The sequence below is a fragment of the Sphingomonas jatrophae genome (genome assembly GCF_900113315.1).
In the GTDB taxonomy this organism is placed as follows: Bacteria; Pseudomonadota; Alphaproteobacteria; order Sphingomonadales; family Sphingomonadaceae; genus Sphingomonas_P; species Sphingomonas_P jatrophae.
In genome coordinates this window covers 1,821,825-1,841,372 of sequence record NZ_FOZG01000001.1, presented here as the reverse complement: position 1 = coordinate 1,841,372, position 19,548 = coordinate 1,821,825, and the positions used below count along the sequence as shown (strand labels likewise).

20 protein-coding genes are annotated in these 19,548 nt (G+C 69.9%); 11 read left to right on the top strand and 9 right to left on the bottom strand.

Going from position 1 to position 19,548, the window contains the following annotated elements; all coding sequences use genetic code 11:
• Nucleotides 1-121: 121 nt before the first annotated feature.
• The 4 genes from BM360_RS08615 to BM360_RS08600 all read left to right on the top strand — a co-directional run bounded on the left by BM360_RS08615 (nucleotide 122) and on the right by BM360_RS08600 (nucleotide 3,271).
• Complete coding sequence (locus BM360_RS08615; protein ID WP_242653373.1) at nucleotides 122-1,369, top strand: MFS transporter; 1,248 nt, start codon at nucleotides 122-124, stop codon at nucleotides 1,367-1,369.
• 82 nt (nucleotides 1,370-1,451) lie between these two features.
• Nucleotides 1,452-2,228: an SDR family oxidoreductase gene (locus BM360_RS08610; protein ID WP_093313342.1), complete on the top strand. Its 777-nt coding sequence runs from the start codon at nucleotides 1,452-1,454 to the stop codon at nucleotides 2,226-2,228.
• A 75-nt stretch (nucleotides 2,229-2,303) separates the two neighbouring features.
• Nucleotides 2,304-2,786: an Lrp/AsnC family transcriptional regulator gene (locus BM360_RS08605; RefSeq protein WP_242653371.1), complete on the top strand. Its 483-nt coding sequence runs from the start codon at nucleotides 2,304-2,306 to the stop codon at nucleotides 2,784-2,786.
• Entirely contained in the window at nucleotides 2,783-3,271 is a 489-nt protein-coding gene (locus tag BM360_RS08600) for an Lrp/AsnC family transcriptional regulator (RefSeq protein ID WP_093313338.1), read from the top strand. Before BM360_RS08605 ends, BM360_RS08600 begins: the two co-directional genes overlap by 4 nt.
• 6 nt (nucleotides 3,272-3,277) lie before the next feature.
• Here the strand turns inward: BM360_RS08600 and BM360_RS08595 are convergent, their stop codons facing one another.
• On the bottom strand, nucleotides 3,278-3,928 hold the full coding sequence (locus tag BM360_RS08595; RefSeq protein WP_165611255.1) for a TetR/AcrR family transcriptional regulator: 651 nt from the start codon (nucleotides 3,926-3,928) through the stop codon (nucleotides 3,278-3,280).
• Between the two features lie 68 nt (nucleotides 3,929-3,996).
• On the opposite strand from BM360_RS08595, the gene BM360_RS08590 reads away from it, so the two are divergent.
• The 5 genes from BM360_RS08590 to BM360_RS08570 are packed head-to-tail and all read left to right on the top strand — an operon-like array spanning nucleotide 3,997 to nucleotide 9,904.
• Nucleotides 3,997-4,977 carry an NADPH:quinone oxidoreductase family protein gene (locus BM360_RS08590; RefSeq protein ID WP_093313334.1) on the top strand — a complete coding sequence of 327 codons (981 nt, stop codon included), beginning with the start codon at nucleotides 3,997-3,999 and terminating at the stop codon, nucleotides 4,975-4,977.
• A gap of 11 nt (nucleotides 4,978-4,988) precedes the next feature.
• Nucleotides 4,989-7,073, top strand: coding sequence for a 3-hydroxyacyl-CoA dehydrogenase NAD-binding domain-containing protein (locus tag BM360_RS08585; RefSeq protein ID WP_093313332.1), 2,085 nt, complete (start codon nucleotides 4,989-4,991; stop codon nucleotides 7,071-7,073).
• Entirely contained in the window at nucleotides 7,070-8,275 is a 1,206-nt protein-coding gene (locus tag BM360_RS08580; RefSeq protein ID WP_093313330.1) for an acyl-CoA dehydrogenase family protein, read from the top strand. The genes BM360_RS08585 and BM360_RS08580 overlap by 4 nt, the downstream gene beginning before the upstream one ends.
• A complete protein-coding gene (locus BM360_RS08575) occupies nucleotides 8,268-9,326 on the top strand; it encodes a phosphotransferase family protein (RefSeq protein WP_093313328.1) in 1,059 nt (352 codons plus the stop codon). The genes BM360_RS08580 and BM360_RS08575 overlap by 8 nt, the downstream gene beginning before the upstream one ends.
• A gap of 11 nt (nucleotides 9,327-9,337) precedes the next feature.
• Complete coding sequence (locus BM360_RS08570) at nucleotides 9,338-9,904, top strand: carboxymuconolactone decarboxylase family protein (RefSeq protein ID WP_207544548.1); 567 nt, start codon at nucleotides 9,338-9,340, stop codon at nucleotides 9,902-9,904.
• A gap of 42 nt (nucleotides 9,905-9,946) precedes the next feature.
• Here the strand turns inward: BM360_RS08570 and BM360_RS08565 are convergent, their stop codons facing one another.
• The 7 genes from BM360_RS08565 to BM360_RS08535 all read right to left on the bottom strand — a co-directional run bounded on the left by BM360_RS08565 (nucleotide 9,947) and on the right by BM360_RS08535 (nucleotide 16,160).
• Nucleotides 9,947-10,735, bottom strand: coding sequence for an SDR family NAD(P)-dependent oxidoreductase (locus tag BM360_RS08565; RefSeq protein WP_093313326.1), 789 nt, complete (start codon nucleotides 10,733-10,735; stop codon nucleotides 9,947-9,949).
• Nucleotides 10,736-10,740: 5 nt separating this feature from the next.
• On the bottom strand, nucleotides 10,741-11,367 hold the full coding sequence (locus BM360_RS08560; RefSeq protein ID WP_093313324.1) for a nuclear transport factor 2 family protein: 627 nt from the start codon (nucleotides 11,365-11,367) through the stop codon (nucleotides 10,741-10,743).
• Nucleotides 11,364-12,332, bottom strand: coding sequence for an alpha/beta fold hydrolase (locus BM360_RS08555; protein ID WP_093313322.1), 969 nt, complete (start codon nucleotides 12,330-12,332; stop codon nucleotides 11,364-11,366). Before BM360_RS08555 ends, BM360_RS08560 begins: the two co-directional genes overlap by 4 nt.
• A gap of 15 nt (nucleotides 12,333-12,347) precedes the next feature.
• Nucleotides 12,348-13,163, bottom strand: a complete 816-nt coding sequence (locus BM360_RS08550) for an SDR family NAD(P)-dependent oxidoreductase (RefSeq protein ID WP_093313320.1) — start codon at nucleotides 13,161-13,163, stop codon at nucleotides 12,348-12,350.
• Nucleotides 13,164-13,173: 10 nt separating this feature from the next.
• Nucleotides 13,174-13,926 carry an SDR family NAD(P)-dependent oxidoreductase gene (locus BM360_RS08545; protein ID WP_093313318.1) on the bottom strand — a complete coding sequence of 251 codons (753 nt, stop codon included), beginning with the start codon at nucleotides 13,924-13,926 and terminating at the stop codon, nucleotides 13,174-13,176.
• 109 nt (nucleotides 13,927-14,035) lie between these two features.
• Nucleotides 14,036-14,971: a haloalkane dehalogenase gene (locus BM360_RS08540; RefSeq protein ID WP_093313316.1), complete on the bottom strand. Its 936-nt coding sequence runs from the start codon at nucleotides 14,969-14,971 to the stop codon at nucleotides 14,036-14,038.
• 13 nt (nucleotides 14,972-14,984) lie between these two features.
• Nucleotides 14,985-16,160 (bottom strand): sulfotransferase family protein, encoded by a 1,176-nt coding sequence (locus BM360_RS08535; RefSeq protein ID WP_093313314.1) that lies wholly within the window; start codon nucleotides 16,158-16,160, stop codon nucleotides 14,985-14,987.
• A gap of 146 nt (nucleotides 16,161-16,306) precedes the next feature.
• Here BM360_RS08535 and BM360_RS08530 point away from each other — a divergent pair, with 146 nt between their 5' ends.
• On the top strand, nucleotides 16,307-17,296 hold the full coding sequence (locus BM360_RS08530) for an alpha/beta hydrolase fold domain-containing protein (RefSeq protein ID WP_093313312.1): 990 nt from the start codon (nucleotides 16,307-16,309) through the stop codon (nucleotides 17,294-17,296).
• On the top strand, nucleotides 17,293-17,805 hold the full coding sequence (locus BM360_RS08525) for a nuclear transport factor 2 family protein (protein ID WP_093313310.1): 513 nt from the start codon (nucleotides 17,293-17,295) through the stop codon (nucleotides 17,803-17,805). Before BM360_RS08530 ends, BM360_RS08525 begins: the two co-directional genes overlap by 4 nt.
• A 24-nt stretch (nucleotides 17,806-17,829) precedes the next feature.
• Here BM360_RS08525 and BM360_RS08520 read toward each other — a convergent pair whose 3' ends face one another.
• Nucleotides 17,830-19,521: an FAD-dependent oxidoreductase gene (locus BM360_RS08520; protein ID WP_242653370.1), complete on the bottom strand. Its 1,692-nt coding sequence runs from the start codon at nucleotides 19,519-19,521 to the stop codon at nucleotides 17,830-17,832.
• Between the last annotated feature and the right edge of the window lie 27 nt (nucleotides 19,522-19,548).

Here is a 19,548-nt window from a genome sequence, read left to right as displayed (position 1 = left end):
GTGCAGCCTCATGCCCCGCGCTGCAACGCGTAGCAAGCGCGACGGCTTGCAACGCGAAGCCGCATCCTTATGCTGGCGCGGCAAGCCCGGCCAGCCAAGGAAGATCCCCATTTCGTCCGACGTGAACAGGCCGGGTGAAGCCGATGCCGGGCTGCGCCAGCGCGATCCGCGGGCGCGCGGCATGGCGGTGCGCGCCTTCCTTTGCCAGAATGTCGCGATCGGCTGTGCCTTCGGCGCGTTCGGCATTTCGGTGCTGCCGATGCAGGCGCAATTCGATGTCAGCCGCGGGCTGGCGACGCTGGGTTTGCCGCTGGTCGTGCTGTCGATGGGACTGACGGGGCCGCTGTCGGCGGCGGCGATCGCGCGGATCGGTCTGCGCGCGACGATGCTGACCGGCATCGTCGTTTCCGCGCTTGGCTATCTCGCCATCGCCTTTGCGCCGTCCATGGCGGTGGTGCTGGCCGCCTATGCGCTGCCCATCGGCATCGGCCTGGCGCTGTTCGGATCGCTGCCGGCGAGCGTGCTGGCGGGCAACTGGTTCCAGCCCGATCCCGGCCGCGCCATCGGCTTCGTCAACATGCCGGTGCTGATGATGCTGGCGCCGCTCGCCGGGTTGCCGGTGATCGAGGCGGGCGGGGTGCGCGCGCTGTTTTTCGCGCTGGCGGGCGCGCATCTGCTGCTGCTGCCGGCGGCATGGGGCATCGTCGAGCGGCCCGGCGTGTGCGTGGAGAGGGGCCAGGCGACGCGGGCGGCGCCGGCGATCTCCGCCCGCGCGCTGCTGCGCCAGCCCCTGTTCTGGACGATCGTCGCGGGCGGCGGCGCGCTGAACGCGGTCGGCATCACGGCCTCGGCCAATCTGGTGCCGCTGGTGCGCGAAATGGGTGCGACCGCGATGGCGGCGAGCGTCACCGCCACCTTCTACGGCCTCGCCAGCATCAGCGGTGCGCTGTTCGCGGGCATGCTGTGCGATCGGCTGGGGGGCTTGCGCACGCTGACGTTGCTGGCGCTCGGCATCTCGGCCAGTTGGCTGGCGCTGCTGGTGGCGGGCGCATCGCGGGCGGCGTTGCCGGCGGGCGTGCTGCTCGGCCTGTGGGGCGCGGGCGTGTTCCCCGCGATCAACGTGCTGGCGGCGCACCTCTATGGCGCGGCGTCGCTGCCGCGCGTGCTGGGGCTGTTCGGCGTCTGCACGCTGCCGCTCACCTTCTGCCTGCCGCCGCTGGCGGGCGTGCTGCACGATGCGTCGGGCGGCTATCCCTCGGTCGAGGCGGCGATCGCCGCCGTGGGCGCGCTGCTGGCGATCCTGTTCTTCGCCGCAGGTCGCTTGGCCGGGCGGCGGCCGGCGCATGGCGGTGAGGCGATGGCCGCCTGATCCGGAGGCGGGCCGGTTTGCGGTTGACGGACGGGGCCGGTCGCTCTCCCAGGGATGCGGCCAGGATTGATCGGGGACGGGAATGGACGGGATGGACGGCAAGGTCGCGATCGTAACGGGGGGCACGCGCGGCATCGGCGCGGCGATCGTCCGCCGGCTGCTGGACGCGGGGTGCGAGGTGGTGACGTGCGGCCGGCAGGCGCCCGATGCGCTGCCTGAGGCGAACGGGCGCCAGGCGGGTTTCGTCGCGTGCGACGTGCGCGATCCCGAGCAGGCGCGCAGCCTCGTCGCGCAGGTGGTGGAGCGGCACGGCCGGCTCGACACGCTGGTCAACAATGCCGGCGGATCGCCGCAGGCGGTGGCCGCCACCGCATCGCCCCGCTTCTCCGACGCGATCGTCGCGCTCAACATGATGGCGCCGCTGCACATGGCGCAGGCCGCCTATCCGCACCTGAAGGCGGTGCAGGGCAGCATCGTCAACATCGCCAGCGTCGCCGGCGTGCGCCCATCGCCTGGCACCGCCGTCTATGGCGCGGCCAAGGCGGGCCTGCTCAGCCTGACCAAGAGCCTCGCGCAGGAATGGGGCCCCGATATCCGGCTCAACGCGATCATCGTCGGCCTGATGGAAACGGAAAATACGGCGCTGACCTACGGATCGGAGGAGGCGCAGGGGCGCATCGCCGCGTCGCTGCCGCTCCGCCGCATGGGCCGCGGGGGCGACATCGCCGATGCGGTCGCCTTCCTCGCCTCGCCCGCCGCCTCCTACATCAGCGGCGCGCAGCTGGAGGTGCATGGCGGCGGCGAGCGGCCGCTGTTCCTCGAGATCGTCAATGCGGAGATGGCGGCCGCCGGCGGCTGATCCTTCCACGAGCTTGGCGAAGGCGACGAAACTCCGCTAAGCATGTCGCTTGGCCGCCCAAGGGAGACGTTCGCGGTGCAGATCAGGTCCGGAAGGACGCTTTCGCCGGGCACGCTCGACGCGTTGGACAACGGCATCATCGACTTGCTGCGCGTCAATGGCCGCGCCACCAACCAGGAAATCGCCGAGAAGCTGTCCGTCACCGCGGCGACCGTCTCGTCGCGGCTCAGGCGGCTGGAGGAGATGGGTGCTTCGCGCGTCGTCGCCGTCACCGATTTCGCGGCGCACGGCTATAACGTGCTGATCGCGGTCGGCGTGAAGGTGGCCGGGCGCGAGGTGCAGGACGTGGCGCGCGATCTGGCGCGGCTGCCCGAGGTGTTCAGCGCGAACATCATGAACGGCGCGCACGACATCGAGATGCTGGTGGCGCTCCACGATTTCGGTGAGATCAACCTGTTCCTGCTCGATCACGTCGCGGGCATCGCCGGCGTCGATGCGCTGTCGCCCGGCATCGCGGCCGATATCGTGAAGTTCGAATTCAACGTGGCGCCGCTGTGAGCGCCGCCCGCCTGGACGAGCTGGATCGTCGCATCATCGAGAAACTGGGGCGCGACGCGCGCGTCTCCAACCGTCAGATCGCCGCCGAGCTGAAGGTGACGGAGGGCACGATCCGCAGCCGCATCAAGCGCCTGCAGACCGAGCGGCTGATCCAGTTCACCGTCGTCACCGATTTCCGCGTCGCGGGATCGCCCAATCTCGTCATGCTCGGCATCCAGGCCGATCCCAGCCGCGTCGGCGCACTGGCCAAGCAGCTGGCGGACATTCCCGAGATCAACTGCGTGATCGTGCTGCTCGGCCGCTACAGCCTGCTGGCGATGGGCCTGTTCACCAGCATCGAGCAGCTCAACACGCTGATCTTCAGCCGCATCCGCGTGCTGGAAGGCGTGCGCGACGTGGAGACCTCCATCTCGGTCCACAACGTTAAGTACGAGGTGGGGATCGCACGCATCACCCCGCCCAAGGGCGAGGACGCGGCCGAATAGGCCGGATCACGCCGCCGGCGGCAGGCCGAAGCCGCCGGCGATGAAATCGAGCAGGCGCCGCAGCAGCGCGGCGCGATCGTCCGGCGCGCAGGCATCGTCCGACAGGATCGCCAGCCGCGCATAATCGGCCGCCTGATTGTGGTGCAGCACGCCGAGCGCAAAGTGGAAGCGCCACAGCAGCTCGTCGCGCGGCAAGGCGGGGAGTGCGGCGGCGAGCGCGTCGACGAAGCGGCGCAGGTGGCGGACGTCGGTGCGGATCGTCTCGCGCACCTCCAGCGGCCCTTCGCTGCGCGCGCGGTTGAGGAAGCGGAGCGCCACGCGGCGATCGTCGCTGATCCAGAGCGTCGGCGGCTCGATCAGCGCGCGCAGGATGGCGCGCGCGTCGCCCGGCTGCGTCTCCGTGGCGATGCGCAGCAGGCGCGTCCGCTCCCGGTTCAGCTCGGCCGCGCGCGTGCGGAAGATGTCGAGCATGAGCTTCGTCTTGGTGCCATAGTGGTAATTGACCGCGGCAATGTTGACGCCTGCCGCAGCGACGATGTCACGCGTGGAGATCGCTTCGAAGCCATGTTCCGCCACCAGCGCCTCGGCGGCGCGGAAGATGCGCTGCTTGGCACCATCCTCGACAGGCTGGGAGGCGGCGGGGGTGGGCTCGGTCATCATGCGGGCCGAGGATTGACAGATGCCACGCCCATGTCAAACACGCGTTTGATACGGGAGTTGGGCAGATGAAGGCAGCGTGGTGCAAGGCGTTCGCGCCGGTGGCGGATCTGACCGTCGAGGAGGTGGCCGCGCCCGTCGCCGGGGCCGGCGAAGTGCTGATCGACGTCCATGCCGCGGGCGTGAACTTCCCCGACGGGCTGATGGTGCAGGGCAAGTACCAGACCAAGCCGCCGCTCCCCTTCGCGCCGGGCTCCGAGCTTGCGGGTGTCGTTGCCGCGGTCGGCGAGGGGGTGACCGGCCTCGCGGTGGGCGACCGGGTGGCCGCGTTCAGCGGCGTCGGCAGCTTTGCCGAGCAGGTGGTGGCGCCCGCCCCGCAGGTCTTCCGCCTGCCCGATGCGGTCGACTTCACCGATGCGGCCGGGCTGCTCATCACCTACGGCACGTCGTGGCATGCGCTGAAGGATCGCGCGGCGCTCCGGGCGGGCGAGACCTTGCTGGTGCTGGGCGCGGCGGGCGGCGTGGGGCTGGCGGCGGTGGAGCTGGGCGCGCTGATCGGCGCGCGCGTGATCGCCGCCGCCTCGACCGACGCGAAGCTGGCGCTGGCGCGCGAACGGGGTGCGGCCGAGACGATCCGCTATTCGGACGAGGATCTGCGCGAGCGGATCAAGGCGCTGACCGGCGGGCGCGGCGTGGACGTCGTCTACGATCCCGTCGGCGGAGCGACCAGCATTGCCGCGATCAAGGCGATGGCGTGGGGCGGGCGCCACCTCGTCGTCGGCTTTGCCGGCGGGGACATTCCGCAGATCCCGGCCAACCTGCTGCTGTTGAAGAGCGCGTCGTCGGTGGGCGTGCTGTGGGGCAACTCGCTGCGCGCCGATCCGGTGCACCATGCCGGCAATATCGCCGAACTGCTCGATCATCTCGCCGCGGGGCGCATCCGCCCGGTGATCGACCGCGTGCTGCCGCTGGATCGCACGGTGGAGGCGCTCGAGCATGTCATGGAACGACGCGCGCAGGGCAAGGTGATCCTGTCGGTGCGCGATTGAGGGAGGCCGATATGGGCGAGATGGTGAGCTATGCGGTCGAGGACGGCATTGCCGAGGCGGTGATCGACAATCCGCCGGTCAATGCGGCGTCGCACGGCGTGCGCGCGGGGCTGGCGGACGCGCTGGCGCGGTTTCAGGGCGATGCGGGCGCCAGGGTGCTGATCGTCCGCTGTGCGGGCAAGACGTTCATGGCGGGAGCCGACATCAAGGAATTCGGCAAGCCGATGATCGATCCGCAGCTGCCCGAGCTGCTCAAGCGGTTCGATCGGGTGGACAAGCCGATCGTCGCCGCGGTGCACGGCACGGTGCTGGGCGGCGGGTTCGAACTGGCGCTGGCCTGCCATTACCGGATCGCCGATGCGGCCGCCCGCTTCGGCTTTCCCGAGGTGAAGCTCGGCCTGCTGCCGGGCGCGGGCGGCACGCAGCGGGCGCCGCGCTTCGCCGGGCTGGCGACGGCGATCGACCTCGTCACCGGTGGCGGGCAGATCGGTGCGGCGGCGGCGAAGGATGCGGGCCTGGTCGATGCGATTGCGGACGGCGATCTGGCGCAGGCGGCGCGGGATTTCGCACGCGCGCTGGTGTCGGAGGGCAAGGGGCCGCGCCGTGCGGGCGACCTGCCGATGCCGGAGGACGATCCCGCGCTGTTCGACGCCGCGCGCAAGTCGCTCGGCCGCAAGATGCGCGGGCAGACCGCGCCGCTGATGGCGCTCGACGCGATCCGCATCGGCTATGAGGGCCTGCCGTTCGACGAGGCGCTCGACCGCGAATATGCGCTGTGCCGCGACATGGTGACGGGCCCGCAGAGCCGCGCGCTGCGCCACATCTTCGCCGCCGAGCGCGAGGTGGCGAAGGTGCCCGGCCTGCCCGCCGACCTCACCCCGCGCGACGTGAGGACGGCGGGCGTGATCGGCCTCGGCGTGATGGGCCGCGGCATCGTCATGGCGCTGGCGAGCGCAGGCGTGCCGGTGATCGCGGTCGGGCTGGATCAGGCGCATCTCGATGCGGCGACCAAGGCGATCGCCAAGATGTGGTCCTCCTCCGTCGCCAAGGGCAGCCTTGCGCAAGGCGAGATGGACGCACGGATGGCGCGGATCACCGGCTCGACCGATCCGGCCGATCTCGCCGCCGCCGATCTGGTGATCGAGGCGGTGAGCGAGGATCTGGGTGTCAAGCAGACGGTGTTCGCGACGCTCGGGCAGGTGACGAAGCCGGGCACGATCCTCGCCAGCAACACCTCCTTCCTCGACATCGACACGCTGGCGGCCGCATCGGGGCGCGCGGCGGATGTCTGCGGCATGCACTTCTTCAATCCCGCGCACGTCATGCGCCTGCTGGAGAATGTGCGCGCTGCCGAAACTGCGCCCGACGTCGTCGCGACGATCATGGCGTTCGGCAAGCGCATCGGGAAATTGCCCGTCCTGTCGGGCGTGTGCGACGGCTTCATCGTCAACCGCATGCTCTCCAAGCGCTCGCGCGAGGCCTTTTTCCTCGTCGAGGAGGGCGCCAGCCCAGCGGCGATCGACAAGGTGGTGCTGGATTACGGCTTCCCCATGGGGCCGCTGGCGCTGGGCGATCTCGCCGGGCTCGACATCCAGGCGGCGGCGCGCAAGTCGCGCGCGGCCAAGGCGTCACCGCGCGAGCTGCGCGCCGATTTCGTCGAGCAGATGGTCGCGGCAGGCCGGCTGGGGCAGAAGACCGGCTCCGGCTGGTATGCCTATGACGAGACCCGCAAGGCGAGCCCGAACCCCGAGACGGACGCGCTCGTCGCCGCTCATGCCGAGCGGCACGGGCTCAGGCTGCGCGAGATCGGCGCCGACGAGATCCGCGAGCGGCTGCTCTACGCGATGGTCAACGAGGGCGCGAAACTGCTCGACGAAGGCATCGCGCCGCGCCCGCACGAGATCGACGTGGCGATGGTGAACGGCCTCGGCTGGCCGGCCTATACGGGCGGGCCGATGCATTGGGCGGACCAGATCGGGCTGGACAAGGTGCTCGCCACGATCGAACGGTTCAGGGCGGAGCAGGGCGACGACTATTGGACGCCGTCGCCGCTGCTCGTCCGCCTCGCGGGCGAGGGCCGGGGCTTCTACGCATGAGCGGCCTCGATCCGAGCCCGCGGGCGGCCGAGCTGCTGGCGCGGCTGCGCGCCTTCATGGCCGAGCATCTTTATCCGAACGACGCGCTCTATTACGAGCAGGTGGCGCAGGGCGACCGCTGGGCGCCCGTGCCGCTGATCGAGGAGCTGAAGCCGGTCGCGCGCGCGGCGGGGCTGTGGAACCTGTTCCTGCCGGAAAGCGGCCATGGCGCGGGCCTCTCCAACCTCGATTATGCACCGCTCTGCGAGGAGATGGGGCGCGTCTACTGGTCGCCCGCGGTGTTCAACTGCGCCGCGCCCGACACCGGCAACATGGAGACGCTGGAGCGCTTCGGCACGGAAGAGCATAAGGAGCGCTGGCTGAAGCCGCTGCTGGAGGGCGAGATCCACTCCGCCTTCGCGATGACCGAGCCCGCCGTCGCCTCGTCCGATGCGACCAATATCGAGACGCGGATCGTTCGCGACGGCGACGATTACGTCATCAACGGCCGCAAATGGTGGATCTCCGGCATGGGCGCGGCCGATTGCGCGATCATGATCCTGCTCGGCAAGACCGATCCGGATGCGCCCAAGCACCGCCAGCAATCCATGATCCTCGTGCCGCGCGACACGCCCGGCGTCACCGTTCTGCGCCCGCTGACCGTGCTCGGTTACGACGATGCGCCGCACGGACACATGGAGATCCTGTTCGAGGATGTGCGCGTGCCCGCCTCCAACCTGCTCCTGGGCGAAGGGCGCGGCTTCGAGATCGCGCAGGCGCGGCTGGGGCCGGGGCGCATCCATCACTGCATGCGCATGATCGGCATGGCCGAGCGCGCGCTGGAGGCGATGTGCCGCCGCGTGAAGGGCCGCGTCGCCTTTGGCAAGCCACTGGCCGAGCAGGGCGTGATCATCGAGCGGATCGCCAATGCGCGGATCATGATCGATCAGGCGCGGCTGCTGACGTTGCAGGCGGCGCACCGCATGGACACGGTCGGCAACAAGGCGGCGAAGGCGGAAATCGCGATGATCAAGGTCGTCGCGCCCAGCATGGCGGCGCAGGTGATCGACTGGGCGATGCAGGCGCATGGGGGCCTCGGCATCAGCCAGGACAGCTTCCTCGCCAATTACTATGCGCACGCCCGCAAGATCCGCTTCGCCGACGGCCCGGACGAGGTGCACCGCCACCAGCTCGGCAAGCTCGAGCTGGCGAAGTATGCCTGAAGTCGCCGACCGCCACGCGCTCGATCTCGGCGCGCTGGCCGCGTGGCTGCGGGCGCATGTGGCGGGCGCGGAGGGCGTGCTGGTCGCGGAGAAGTTCGCCGGCGGCCAGTCCAATCCCACCTATGCGCTGTCGCTGGACGGCGCGGTTCGCTTCGTGCTGCGCAAGAAGCCGCCGGGCGTGCTGCTGCCCTCGGCGCACGCGGTGGAGCGCGAATATCGCGTGACCGATGCGCTGAAGGACAGCGCGGTGCCCGTCGCCCGGCCGCTGGCTTTGTGTGAGGATGCGGGCGTCATCGGCACCCCCTTCTTCGTCATGGCGCATGTGGCGGGGCGCAATTTCTGGGACGCGCGCCTGCCCGAGCTTCAGCCCGCGGAGCGCGCGGCCATTTATGACGAGATGAACCGCGTGCTGGCGGCGCTGCACCGGATCGATCCGGTGGCGGCGGGCCTTGGCGATTTCGGCCGGCCGGGCGACTATTTCGGCCGGCAGGTGGCGCGCTGGACCAAGCAATATCGGGCGACCGAGACGGCGCGGATCGAGGCGATGGAGCGGCTGATCGACTGGCTGCCCGCCAACAATCCCGGGCGGCAGGACAGCCGCATCGTCCACGGCGATTACCGCAACGACAACCTCATCTTCGCCGCCGACGCGCCCGCGATCCGCGCGGTGATCGACTGGGAGCTGTCGACCTTGGGCGATCCGCTGGCGGATCTTGCCCAGCACGTCTTGGCGTGGCGCGTGCCGCACGAGGGCTATCGCGGGCTGGCCGATGCGGACCTCGCCGGACTCGGCATTCCGGGCGAAAGCGCGTATGTCGCTCGATACTGCGAGCGGGCCGGGATCGCGCCGCCGTCGCCGGCCCTCTGGGCCTATGCGCTGGCCTTCGCGATGTTCCGCAACGCCGCCATCCGCCAGGGCGTGTTCCGCCGCGCGCTGGACGGCAATGCATCGAGCGGGGCGGCGGCGCTGCACGGCGCGCGCGCGGCGGAGATCGCCGCGCTCGGCTGGCGGATCGCCGCGGGAGAGCAGGACGCGGTACTGACCCGATAAGGAGAGCGAGCATGATCCGGATCGACGTTCCCGCCGAGGAGGCGCACAACCCCTACGGCTATGCCGGCGCGAACCATGCGCGCGAGATCATGGCCGCCGCCGGCGGTTTCTCCAAGGCGGTCTATACGCATAGCCGCCTGTCGCTGCGCGAGTTCGAGGGCGCGCGTTCGCGCACCGCGGAGATCAACGGCTGCCTGATCTGCCAGGCATTCCGCGCCGCACGCGATACGCCCGCCATGTTCGCCGCCAACGGCACGCGCCCGGCGCACCTCGTCTCCGACAACGGCCCCGCGCCCGACGAGGCCTTCTACGCCGCCGTGTCCGAATGGCGCACCTCGCCCCTGTTCAGCGACCGCGAGCGGCTGGCGATCGAGTTCGCCGAGCGCTTCGCCGAGGAGCCGAAGGTGCTGGCGCAGGACGAGGATTTCTGGGTCCGCGCGCATGGCCTGTTCGACGATGGCGAGATCGTCGATCTGGCGCACAGCGTGGCGGCGTGGGTCGGCCTCGGCCGTGTCGCGCACGTGCTCGGCTTCGATACGGTGTGCCTGCCCTTCGCCGCCGAGGCGGAAGCCGCTTGAACTTGGAGGCAGCGCCCGCCCGGTCTGGGCGGGCGCTGCCCGTCAATCCTCCACCGCCGGGCGCCACGCCACGCCGTTGATGTGCGTGCCGCCGCCGGCATAGAGCGTGTTGCCGGTCATATAGGCGCCGCCGTCGCTCGCGAGGAACACGGCAACCGAGCCGATGTCGCGCTCGGCATCGCCGAAGCGGCCGAGCGGCACCTGCTCCAGGATGCGCGTCTTCATCTCCGGGTTCGCCTCGAAATAGTCGATGGCGGCGGGGCTCGTCGCCGAGGGGCAGATGACGCTGACGCAGATATTGTGCGGGCCCCATTCCACCGCCGCGGTGCGGCTGAGCGCGCGCATCGCCTCCTTGCTGGCATTGTAGGCGACGGTGAACATGTGCGCGTTGACGCCGTTCAGCGAGCCCATGTTGATGATGCGCCCGCCGCCTTGCGCCTTCATGATCGGAAAGGCCGCGCGCATCGCCCAGAACACGCCGTAATAATTGAGCGCGAACGAGCCCTCCATATCCTCGTCCGTGTGGTTCTCGATCCGCTTGGGGAAGCTGCCGCCCGAATTGTTGCAGAGGATATCCAGCCGGCCGAAACGCTCCACCGTGGCGGCGATCATCGCCTCCACCTGCTCGCGCTGCATCACGTCGGTGCGCATGGCGATCGCCTCGACGCCGTGCGTGTCGCGCAGATAAGCGGCCTCCTGCTCCGCCTGGTCGAGGTTGCGCTGCGCGATGGCGACATGCGCGCCCGCCGCGGCAAAGGCGCGCGCGACGCCCTGGCCCACGCCCTGCCCGCCGCCGGTGACGAGGGCGATCCGGTTCTCCAACTGCTTCATGGCGCTCAGCTCCTCACCCGGGGGCGCGGCAGCGGGGCGCCGGCACGCATCGTCTCGATGAACTTCTCCAGCGGCGCGGGTTCGGCGACGGGCGCGTCGTGCGGCTTGCCGTCGCGCGCCCAGAATTGCTTCCACGACGGGAACAGGTCGTGGAAGCTGCCATGATAGGGCTGCACGCCCGGCCAGCGCATCTTGCGGTCGCCGATCGGCGGCTTGTTGAGATCGGTCGCATACCAGTAGAGCGGCAGGCGCCGGCGGAAATACCAGCGCCCGTCGATCCGCTCATACTGGTCGAAATACATCATCTGCATGATGACCCATTCGGGGCCGGTCTCATGTTCGTTCTTGGAATAAAGGATGCCCTGCGCATGATCGGGATCGTCGAACTCGATGATGTGCCCGCCGATATGATGCGACGTGCCGTCGAACTGCATGCCCATCGTCTCGTCGAACCAGTCGCGCAGCGCCTTGCGGCCCTGCTTGCCGCCGCCGACCTTGACGTCCTCGGGGAACAGCCCGACCCACGCGTCGGAATCGCGCATGTCGAGCGCCAGCGAATATTTGGCGACGAGCTGGCGGATCGCGTCGATCGATTCCAGCCGGTCGATCCGGGCGGCCAAGTCCTCCGTCATGCGATCTCCTTCAGAAAGTCGAGCATCAGCCGCGTCACCGCGTCGCTCCGCTCCAGCTGCATCATGTGGCCGGCGCCCTCGATCATCTCGATGCGGCGCACGTCGGCATGGTGATCTCCGATCGTGCCGAGCGGATCGTCGCCGTGCCACGCCTCCAGATCGACGTCGTTGGTGCTGCCGATGAAGTAGAAGGGCGGCGTCAACCTGGCGCCGCGATAGGGCGCGCGCTGGTGCCAGCGCAGGTCCATCGCGCGATACCAGTTGAGCCCGCCGGTGAAGCCTGAGCGGCTATATTCGGAGACGAACCACTCCATCTCCCACTCCGCCAGCCAGCTCCATGGCAAGGGCGGCGCCTGCGGCAGCGCATCGAGATAGGTGACGCCGGGCGGATGCTTCCACACGTCGAGATAATGGTAATCGCCCGACAGCGCGTAGAACAGGCGGTGGAGGAAGTCGCGCGGCTGCGCGGCGAGGTCCGCATCGGCCACGCCCGGCGGCACGAAATAGTGGATGTGGACGAAGTGGCGGGACGCCCAGTCCGCCGCCTCCGCCAGAGGCGTGATGTCGGCGCGATCTGGGAAGTGCGGGTTCTGCAGCGCGATGATCGCGCGCACCCGCTCCGGATAGCGTGCGGCCAGATCGTAGATGGCGAACAGGCCGAAATCGAGCCCGGCGAACACCGCCTGTTGCTCGCCCAGATGATCGAGCAGGCCGGTCAGGTCGCCGACCGTATGATCGACATCGTAGGCGCGGTGGTCGGCCGGTGCCTCGGTCTGCCCCATGCCGCGCATGTCGGGTGCGACGACGCGCCAGCCGGCGTCCGCCAGCGCGCCGATCTGGCGGTGCCAGCTGAGCCACAGATGCGGGAAGCCGTGGCACAGGATGAGGAGCGGCCCCTCGCCCTGCTCGACATAGTGCATGGCGATGCCGTTGATGCCCGCGTGTCGGTGAACCCAGCCTGCCATCGCATGCTCCCCTCGTCAGCTGAACCAGGCGCCCCCGTTGACGGTGACGATGCTGCCCGTTGCGAAGCTGCCGTCGCTGCCGGCGAGAAAGGCGACCGCGCCGGCAATCTCGTCCGGATCGGCCAGCCGCGCCATGAGGCTGTCGGAGGCGACGGCCTGCTTCACTTCCGGCGAGAGCGTGGCGTAGATCGGCGTCTCGGTGGCACCCGGATTGACCGCGTTCACGCGGATGCCGCGGGCGGACAGCTCGCGCGCCATCGCCCGCGTCATGCCCAGCACCGCGGCTTTGGCGGTGGCATAGGGCACCGGCCCGTCGCCTTTCACGCCCGAGGTGGAGGCGATGTTGACGATGTTGCCGCCAATCCCTTCCTCCGCCATCAGCCGCACCGCCGCGCGCGAGCAGCGGAAGGCGCCGTTCAGCGTCACCTCCATCACGCCCTGGAAGCCGCGATCCTCGCAGTGGATCGTCTGGTCCGCGAAGATTGTCGGCGTCTCGCCGCGGGCGATCTGCGCGTGCCGCTCGGCCTGCGCGGCGTAGAACCTGTCCATGCCGTCGCCCGCCGCGCTGCCGCGCCCGGCATTGTTGACGAGGATGTCGACCCCGCCGAGTGCCGCCTTCACCTCGGCGAAGGCGCGGTCGACCGACGCCGCGTCGGTCACGTCGCAGGCGATGCCGACATGCGGGCCCGGCAGCACCTTGCCCGCCGCCTCGGCCGACAGATCGAGGATGGCGACCGTCGCCCCCTCCGCCGCCAGCCGCCGCGCGATCGCCGCGCCAATCCCCTGCGCGCCGCCGGTCACCACCGCGCGCTTGCCCTCGACCCGCTTCATCGCTCCCTCCTCAACCCGGCATGTAGAGCTGCGCGGCCTTGCCGCCGTCCACGTCGAGGCAGATGCCGTTGACGTAGCTGGCATCGTCCGACAGCAGGAAGCGGATCGCGCCGGCAATCTCCTCCGGCCGCCCGCCGCGCCGCGCCGGGATCGCCGCGCTCACCGCGTCCAGCGCCTCGGGCATCGTCTCGTAGAAGGCGGCATTGCCCGGCGTCATCACCATGCCCGGCGCCAGCGCGTTGACGCGCACGCCCGAAGGTCCCGCCTCCATCGCGGCGACCTTGCTGAACTGGATCAGCGCCGCCTTGGACGCGGAATAGGCCCCCATCGCCGCCATCGCCCGCCGCCCGTTGGTCGACGAGATGTTGACGATCGAGCCCGAGCCCTGCGCCATCATCACGCGCAGCGCCGCGCGCGTGCCGGTGAACACCGCATCCACGCCCGCGGCGAAGGTGGCGCGCCACGCCGCCTCGTCCGTATCGACGATCATCCCCATCGAGACATGGGCCGCATTGTTGACCAGCCCGTCCAGCCGGCCGTGCCGCGCGGCGGCGCCGGCGATGGCCGCTTCGAAGGCGGCGGTGTCGGTAACGTCGAGCGCCGCGGTCTCCACCGCGCCGCCAATCTCGGCAGCGGCGGCCTCCAGCTTGTCGCGGCCGCGGGCGATCATCACCACGCGGGCGCCCTCGGCGGCAAGGCGGTCGGCGGTGGCGCGGCCGATGCCGTCGCTCGCGCCCGTCACGACGATCACCTTGCCCTGCATCGCTCCCCCTTGTCGCGCACGTGACGCGTAATCTGCGTCACGCGCCGTTCAATTGCGCAACTTACCCCACTTCGCAATACGCAAGTGAAAGTCGCGTCGGTCAGCCGCCCTACGCGTCCAGAAAGCGGAGCAGCTCGGCGGCGAGCGCCGGCCCCTGTTCCTCCTGCACGAAGTGGCCCGCGCGCTCGATCACCGGATGCGCGCATTGCGCGGCCCCCGGCACGCGGCGGCGGAAGACGGGCGCCCAGGCGGCGGTGGCGGGATCGCCGTCGCTGAACGCGGTGGCGAAGGGCCTGTCCCACCGCTCCAGCAGCGCCCATGCGGCGCGGTTCGCCATCAGCCCCTCGGCCGCCTCGCTGACCGGGATGCCGCAGGTGATCTGGAGCAGGCCGGCCTTGTAGGCCGCCTCCGGGAAAGGCGCGTCATAGCCGGCCAGCACGTCGGACGCGGGGCGGTGGAGCGAGGCGCCGGCGACCAGCTCGCCCGCAGGCAGATCGCTGCTGGTGCGGCACGTCTCGATCCACGCCTCGATGCCGGGGCCGGGCCAGCCCTCGATGCCGCGCGGCGGCGGCTCGCAATTGGGCAGCAGCGTATTGGTGGCGAACACCGCGGCGAAGCGATCCGGCCGCTCCGCGAGTATGCGGAACCCGATCGGCCCGCCCCAATCCTGGCAGACCAAAGTGATGCCGGTCAGGTCCAGCGCATCCACGAACGCGCCCATCCAGCCGACAAAGCGATCATAGGAATAAGCGCTGCGATCCGCCGGCTTGTCCGACCGGCCGAAGCCGATCATGTCGGGCACGATCACGCGGTGGCCGGCGTCTGCCAGCGGGCGGATCATGTGGCGGTAGAGGAAGCTCCACGTCGGATTGCCGTGCAGCATCAGCACGGGCGCGGCGTCGGCCGGTCCCTCGTCCAGATAATGCATCCGCAAGGGGCCGAGCGCGCCCCCCGGCACCTCGACGTAATGCGGCGCGAAGGGGAAATCCGGCAGGTCAGCGAACCGCGCGTCCGGTGTCCGCAACACGCCCGGCCGGATCTCCATGAGCTTGGCTCCCCTAACGGATGTAGCGCGCGCGATAATCGGCGAAGGCCGCCTCGATCTCGCCCTGGTCGAGGCCGAAGCGCTCGAGCGAATAATCGTGCATCGGCCGCTGTTCGCGCTGGTTGCCGGCCATGAACTCGGCCAGCGCCGCCTCGCTGCCGGCATCGACGGGCAGGCCCATCTTCTCCAGCACGCGCTGCGCCTGCTTCAGCGGTTCGCGCGCGACGTCGCGATAGTCGATGTCGACGAAGCGATCCTCGCCGATCCGCGCGCGCGCCGCCTCGAACCGCTTCATCCACGACACCAGCCGCGGGAACCAGAAGGCGCCGACTTCCTGATCGGTCAGCGTCGCGCCCAGTTTGTAGAGCGCGGCCTGCATGCTGACATAGGACGGCACCGTCGCCAGCGGATCGCGGTGCGTCATGATCAGCAGCGCATCGGGAAACGCCTTCGCCGCGACTTCGGTATAAGGCAGGTTGGACGGGCTCTTCAGCACCCACTTCGTGCCGCGGCGCGCCGGCTCCTGCCATTGCAGATAGGCGAGGATCATCTTCAGATCCTCATGCCCCTTGGACTGGTCGTAATCGTCGAGCCAGTAAGCGAAACTCGGCACGAAGGTCATGCCCTCGACCATGGTCGAGACGAACATCTGGCCGAGGATCAGGATCTCCTCGTCCGGGCCTTCGGGATCGAGCGGGTGGATCGAGGTGAGCTCGGGCGCGGCCTGGAGCCAGCCGGCGATCATCGCTTCGGCATAAGCGCGGCGCTCCACCGGGTCGCCGGGTGTTTCCCCGGGGAAAGGCGCGTAATTCTGCGCCTCGAACCAGCGGATCGCGGTCATGCTCGGCGCGCTGGCGAGCAGTCGGTGGAAGATGGTGCTGCCGGTGCGCGGCAGGCCGAGGATAATGCCCGCCACCTCGACCTTCTCGTCGAGGATCTCGGGATGCTTCTTGATGTCCTCGATCATGCGCAGGCGGCTGACGAGGCCCTTGACGATCACCTCGGTCTGCGCGGCGATGCCGGCTTCGGTCAGCTTGGCCTCGCTGTTGGCCGAGGCGATGAACGCGTCCATCGGCTCGATGAACCAGGTGTCGCCGAAATCATCGAGGCCCGCGCGGTCGCGGGCGGCCTGCAACAGCGCCTCGCGCTCGAACGCGGGACGATCGGTGGTCGTGGCTACGCTGGCCATTCTTGCCTCTCCTTGGTCGCCACCGTCTACGTAGCAGTGCGGTCCCATGCAATACGCTGTTGATGGGGGCAGGCGGTCGGCAGCGCGAACATGCGTAGCGGCGGCGGGGCTTGCGCGATCTCGCCGGCTCGTGTGATGAACCCGCCATGCCAGACCAGCCCCTCGCAGACGCGTCGCACGGCATCGCGCAGCCCGCCCGGCTGGTGCCGTGGCCCGCCTCGATCAGCGATGCGGCGCGCGCTGCGCTCGCCGCCGCCGCGGCACGGCCAGCGGCGCCCGACTGGCCGGCGCTGGAAGACGTGGCCGGCTGGCAGGCGCGCATCGCCGACCTGGATGCGATGATGGGCGCGATGGCGGCGTCGCTGCCCGAGGACGGCCTGGCGCTGGCGACGCGCGACATGGGCGGCGCCACCGTCCATGTCGCGCGGCCGATGCCGGCGGCGGAGGACGGCCGCGTCTATCTCGATCTCCATGGCGGCGGGCTGATCGCGGGGGCGGGGGCGTTCGCCCGCGGCTGCGCGGTGCTGGCGGCGCTGCGCCACCGAGTGACGGCGGTCGGCGTCGATTACCGCATGCCGCCGGCGCATCCGTTTCCGGCGGGGCTGGACGACTGCCTCGCCGTCTACCGCGTGCTGGTGGCGGCGCATGGCGCGAACAACATCGTGGTTGGCGGGGCGTCCGCGGGGGGCAATCTCGCCGCGGCTTTGCTGCTCCATGCACGCGCGGCGGGGCTGCCGATGCCCGCCGCGCTGGTGCTGATGACGCCCGAGGTGGACCTGACCGAGAGCGGCGACAGCTTCGCGACGCTGGCCGGGCTCGATCCCGTGCTGCCGCAAGGGTTGCACGCGGCGAACCTGCTGTATGCGGCGGGGCGGCCGCTCGACGATCCGCTGCTGTCGCCCTTGTTCGGCGATCTCGCGGGCTTCCCGCCGACCTTCCTGCAGACGGGCACGCGCGACCTGTTCCTGTCCAACACGGTGCGGATGCACCGTGCGCTGCGGGCCGCGGGCGTGGCGGCGGAGCTGCACGTGTTCGAGGGGATGCCGCATGGCGGCTTCGGCGGCGTGCCGGAAGATGATGAGCGCGAGCGCGAAGTGGCGCGCTTCGTCGCCGCGCATTGGGGGAGAGTGGAATGACCGAGCGGAGCATCGAGGCGCGGCTAGCGGCGCTGGAGGATGTGCGGGCGGTGGAGGCGCTGAAGTGGCGCTATCTGCGCGCATGCGACCGCAAGCAGCCGGATGCGGTGCGCGCCTGCTTCACCGACGATGCGGTGATCGACTTCGAGGGCTTTCCGCTGTTCACCGACGCGGACAGTTTCGTCGCCATCTATCGCAAGTTCGGGTGCGTGCCGCACATCGTCGACATGCATCACGGCACCAACCCGATCGTCGAGGTGGATGGCGATACGGCCAAGGGCTGGTTCGACCTGTATTTCTTCCAGATCGACACCCAGGCCAAGCGGCTGACGCAGCTTGCGGTCAGCTATGACGACGACTTCGTGCGCCGCGACGGCCGCTGGCTGATCGCGCGCACCGTCAGCCGGCGGCTGTCGATGCTGGTGAGCGAAATCGGCGAGGACGAGATCGCCCGCATCCGCATGGCGGGCCGCTCCGACATCGAAGGGCCCGCCGCCCCGCCGCGCTGAGCGGCAGGGGCGGCGGGGTGAGCGTCAGTCGTTCACCCCCATGGCGTGGCGCCCGGCGACATAGCCGAACGCCATCGCCGGCCCGAGCGTCACGCCCGCGCCCGGATAGCTTTCGCCCATCACCGAGGCGGCATTGTTGCCGACCGCGTAGAGGCCGCCGATCGGCCGCCCGCCCTCGTCCAGCACGCGCGCATCCTCGTCCGTCACGACGCCGCCATTGGTGCCGATATCGCCGCCATAGATGGGAAAGGCGTAGAAGGGCGCCTTGACGATGGGGGCGAGCGTGGGATTGGGCTGGACCCGCGCATCGCCGTACATCTTGTCATAGGCCGGGCCGCCACGGTCGAACTCGGTATCGACGCCGCGCTCGGCATCGGCGTTGAAGCGGGTGACGGTGGCGGCCAGCGCGTCGGCCGACATGCCGATCTGCCGCGCCAGCGCTTCGATGCTGTCCGCCTTGCGCATGATCTTGCGCACGCCCTTGGGCTGGAGCGCGTCGGGAATCAGCGGCAGCAGCGGCCCCATCGGATATTTGTGGCGGAAGGTCGCATCGAAGATCACCCAGGACGGCTGCGTGCCTGCCCCCGGTCTGTCATTCTCGAGAATCTGGCGGCCGACGACGTGATAGGATGCCGCCTCGTTCATGTAGCGCTTGCCCGCCTGGTTGACGATGATGCAGCCGGGCAGCGCGCGCTCGATCGTCGACAGGCGCGCACGCTCCTCCCCCGGCACGCGGAAGACGGGGGCGGACCAGGTGGAGTGCATGTTGCGCAAGGCCGCGCCCACCTTCTCCGCCGCAACGATCGTGTCGCCCATGTTGTTGATCTGCGAGCCGCTGATCGTCGGATCGGCGGAGCCGGGCAGGTGCTTGCGGCGAAGCTCGGCATTGCGCTCGAACCCGCCGGCGGCGAGCACCAGGCCGCGGCGCGCGCGGATGCGGCGGCGCTTGCCCTTCTGCTCGACCACCGCGCCGGTCACCATGTCGCCCTCGCGCACCAGCTCGACGAGGCCGGTGTTGAGGCGGAGCGGCACGCCGCGCTCCTTCAGCGCGAGGCGCAAGCCGCCGACGAGCGCATTGCCCAGCGTCAGGTGGCGATCCTTGATCGAGCGGAAGCGGTGCGGCAGATCCGAGCCGTAGCGCCAGAACATTTTGCCCAGCGCCTTCTGCCAGCCCTTGGGGCGGAACAGCAGGGTATAGGTCTCGTCGAAGCGCCAGTTGATGATGCCGAACAGGCTGGCGGCGGGCGAAGGCGCGCGCAGGTGGAGGATGTCGGCGCCCAATTGCCGGCCGTCGAACGGCACGGGCAGGTGGGTGCGGAAGCCCTGTTTGCCGCCCGGATATTCGACATGGTAATCGGGATAAGGCACGCTGGTGAAGCGGACGGGCGTCTTTTCATGCAGCCAGCCGAGCATTTCGGGCGCGCGGCGGATATAGGCGCGGATCACGCCATCGGGGACGTTCGGCGCACTCTGCGGGCGAAGGTAGGAGAAGGCCTCCTCCTCGCTGTCCTCAAGCCCCTGCTCGCGCCCCAACGGGCTGTTCGGGATCCAGATGCCGCCGCCCGACGTGGCGGAGGTGCCGCCATATTCGCCGCTCTTCTCGATCACCAGCACGCTGCCATGCGCGTCCGCCGCGGCGACCGCGGCCGTCAGCCCGCCAGCGCCCGAGCCGACGACCAGCACGTCGACTTCCTCGTCCCAACCCAGGTCGGCCATTCACGCCTCTCGTCTTGCCCGCGCCTT

Excerpts from the sequence above, each read along its gene's own strand:
- BM360_RS08590 (WP_093313334.1), top strand. The coding sequence starts at position 3,997 with ATGAAGGCAGCGTGGTGCAAGGCGTTCGCGCCGGTGGCGGATCTGACC.
- BM360_RS08565 (WP_093313326.1), bottom strand. The coding sequence starts at position 10,735 with ATGAAGCAGTTGGAGAACCGGATCGCCCTCGTCACCGGCGGCGGGCAG.
- BM360_RS08575 (WP_093313328.1), top strand. The coding sequence starts at position 8,268 with ATGCCTGAAGTCGCCGACCGCCACGCGCTCGATCTCGGCGCGCTGGCC.
- BM360_RS08525 (WP_093313310.1), top strand. The coding sequence starts at position 17,293 with ATGACCGAGCGGAGCATCGAGGCGCGGCTAGCGGCGCTGGAGGATGTG.
- BM360_RS08550 (WP_093313320.1), bottom strand. The coding sequence starts at position 13,163 with ATGAAGCGGGTCGAGGGCAAGCGCGCGGTGGTGACCGGCGGCGCGCAG.
- BM360_RS08535 (WP_093313314.1), bottom strand. The coding sequence starts at position 16,160 with ATGGCCAGCGTAGCCACGACCACCGATCGTCCCGCGTTCGAGCGCGAG.
- BM360_RS08570 (WP_207544548.1), top strand. The coding sequence starts at position 9,338 with ATGATCCGGATCGACGTTCCCGCCGAGGAGGCGCACAACCCCTACGGC.
- BM360_RS08540 (WP_093313316.1), bottom strand. The coding sequence starts at position 14,971 with ATGGAGATCCGGCCGGGCGTGTTGCGGACACCGGACGCGCGGTTCGCT.
- BM360_RS08585 (WP_093313332.1), top strand. The coding sequence starts at position 4,989 with ATGGGCGAGATGGTGAGCTATGCGGTCGAGGACGGCATTGCCGAGGCG.
- BM360_RS08520 (WP_242653370.1), bottom strand. The coding sequence starts at position 19,521 with ATGGCCGACCTGGGTTGGGACGAGGAAGTCGACGTGCTGGTCGTCGGC.
- BM360_RS08595 (WP_165611255.1), bottom strand. The coding sequence starts at position 3,928 with ATGACCGAGCCCACCCCCGCCGCCTCCCAGCCTGTCGAGGATGGTGCC.
- BM360_RS08560 (WP_093313324.1), bottom strand. The coding sequence starts at position 11,367 with ATGACGGAGGACTTGGCCGCCCGGATCGACCGGCTGGAATCGATCGAC.
- BM360_RS08610 (WP_093313342.1), top strand. The coding sequence starts at position 1,452 with ATGGACGGGATGGACGGCAAGGTCGCGATCGTAACGGGGGGCACGCGC.
- BM360_RS08545 (WP_093313318.1), bottom strand. The coding sequence starts at position 13,926 with ATGCAGGGCAAGGTGATCGTCGTGACGGGCGCGAGCGACGGCATCGGC.
- BM360_RS08530 (WP_093313312.1), top strand. The coding sequence starts at position 16,307 with ATGCCAGACCAGCCCCTCGCAGACGCGTCGCACGGCATCGCGCAGCCC.
- BM360_RS08555 (WP_093313322.1), bottom strand. The coding sequence starts at position 12,332 with ATGGCAGGCTGGGTTCACCGACACGCGGGCATCAACGGCATCGCCATG.
- BM360_RS08580 (WP_093313330.1), top strand. The coding sequence starts at position 7,070 with ATGAGCGGCCTCGATCCGAGCCCGCGGGCGGCCGAGCTGCTGGCGCGG.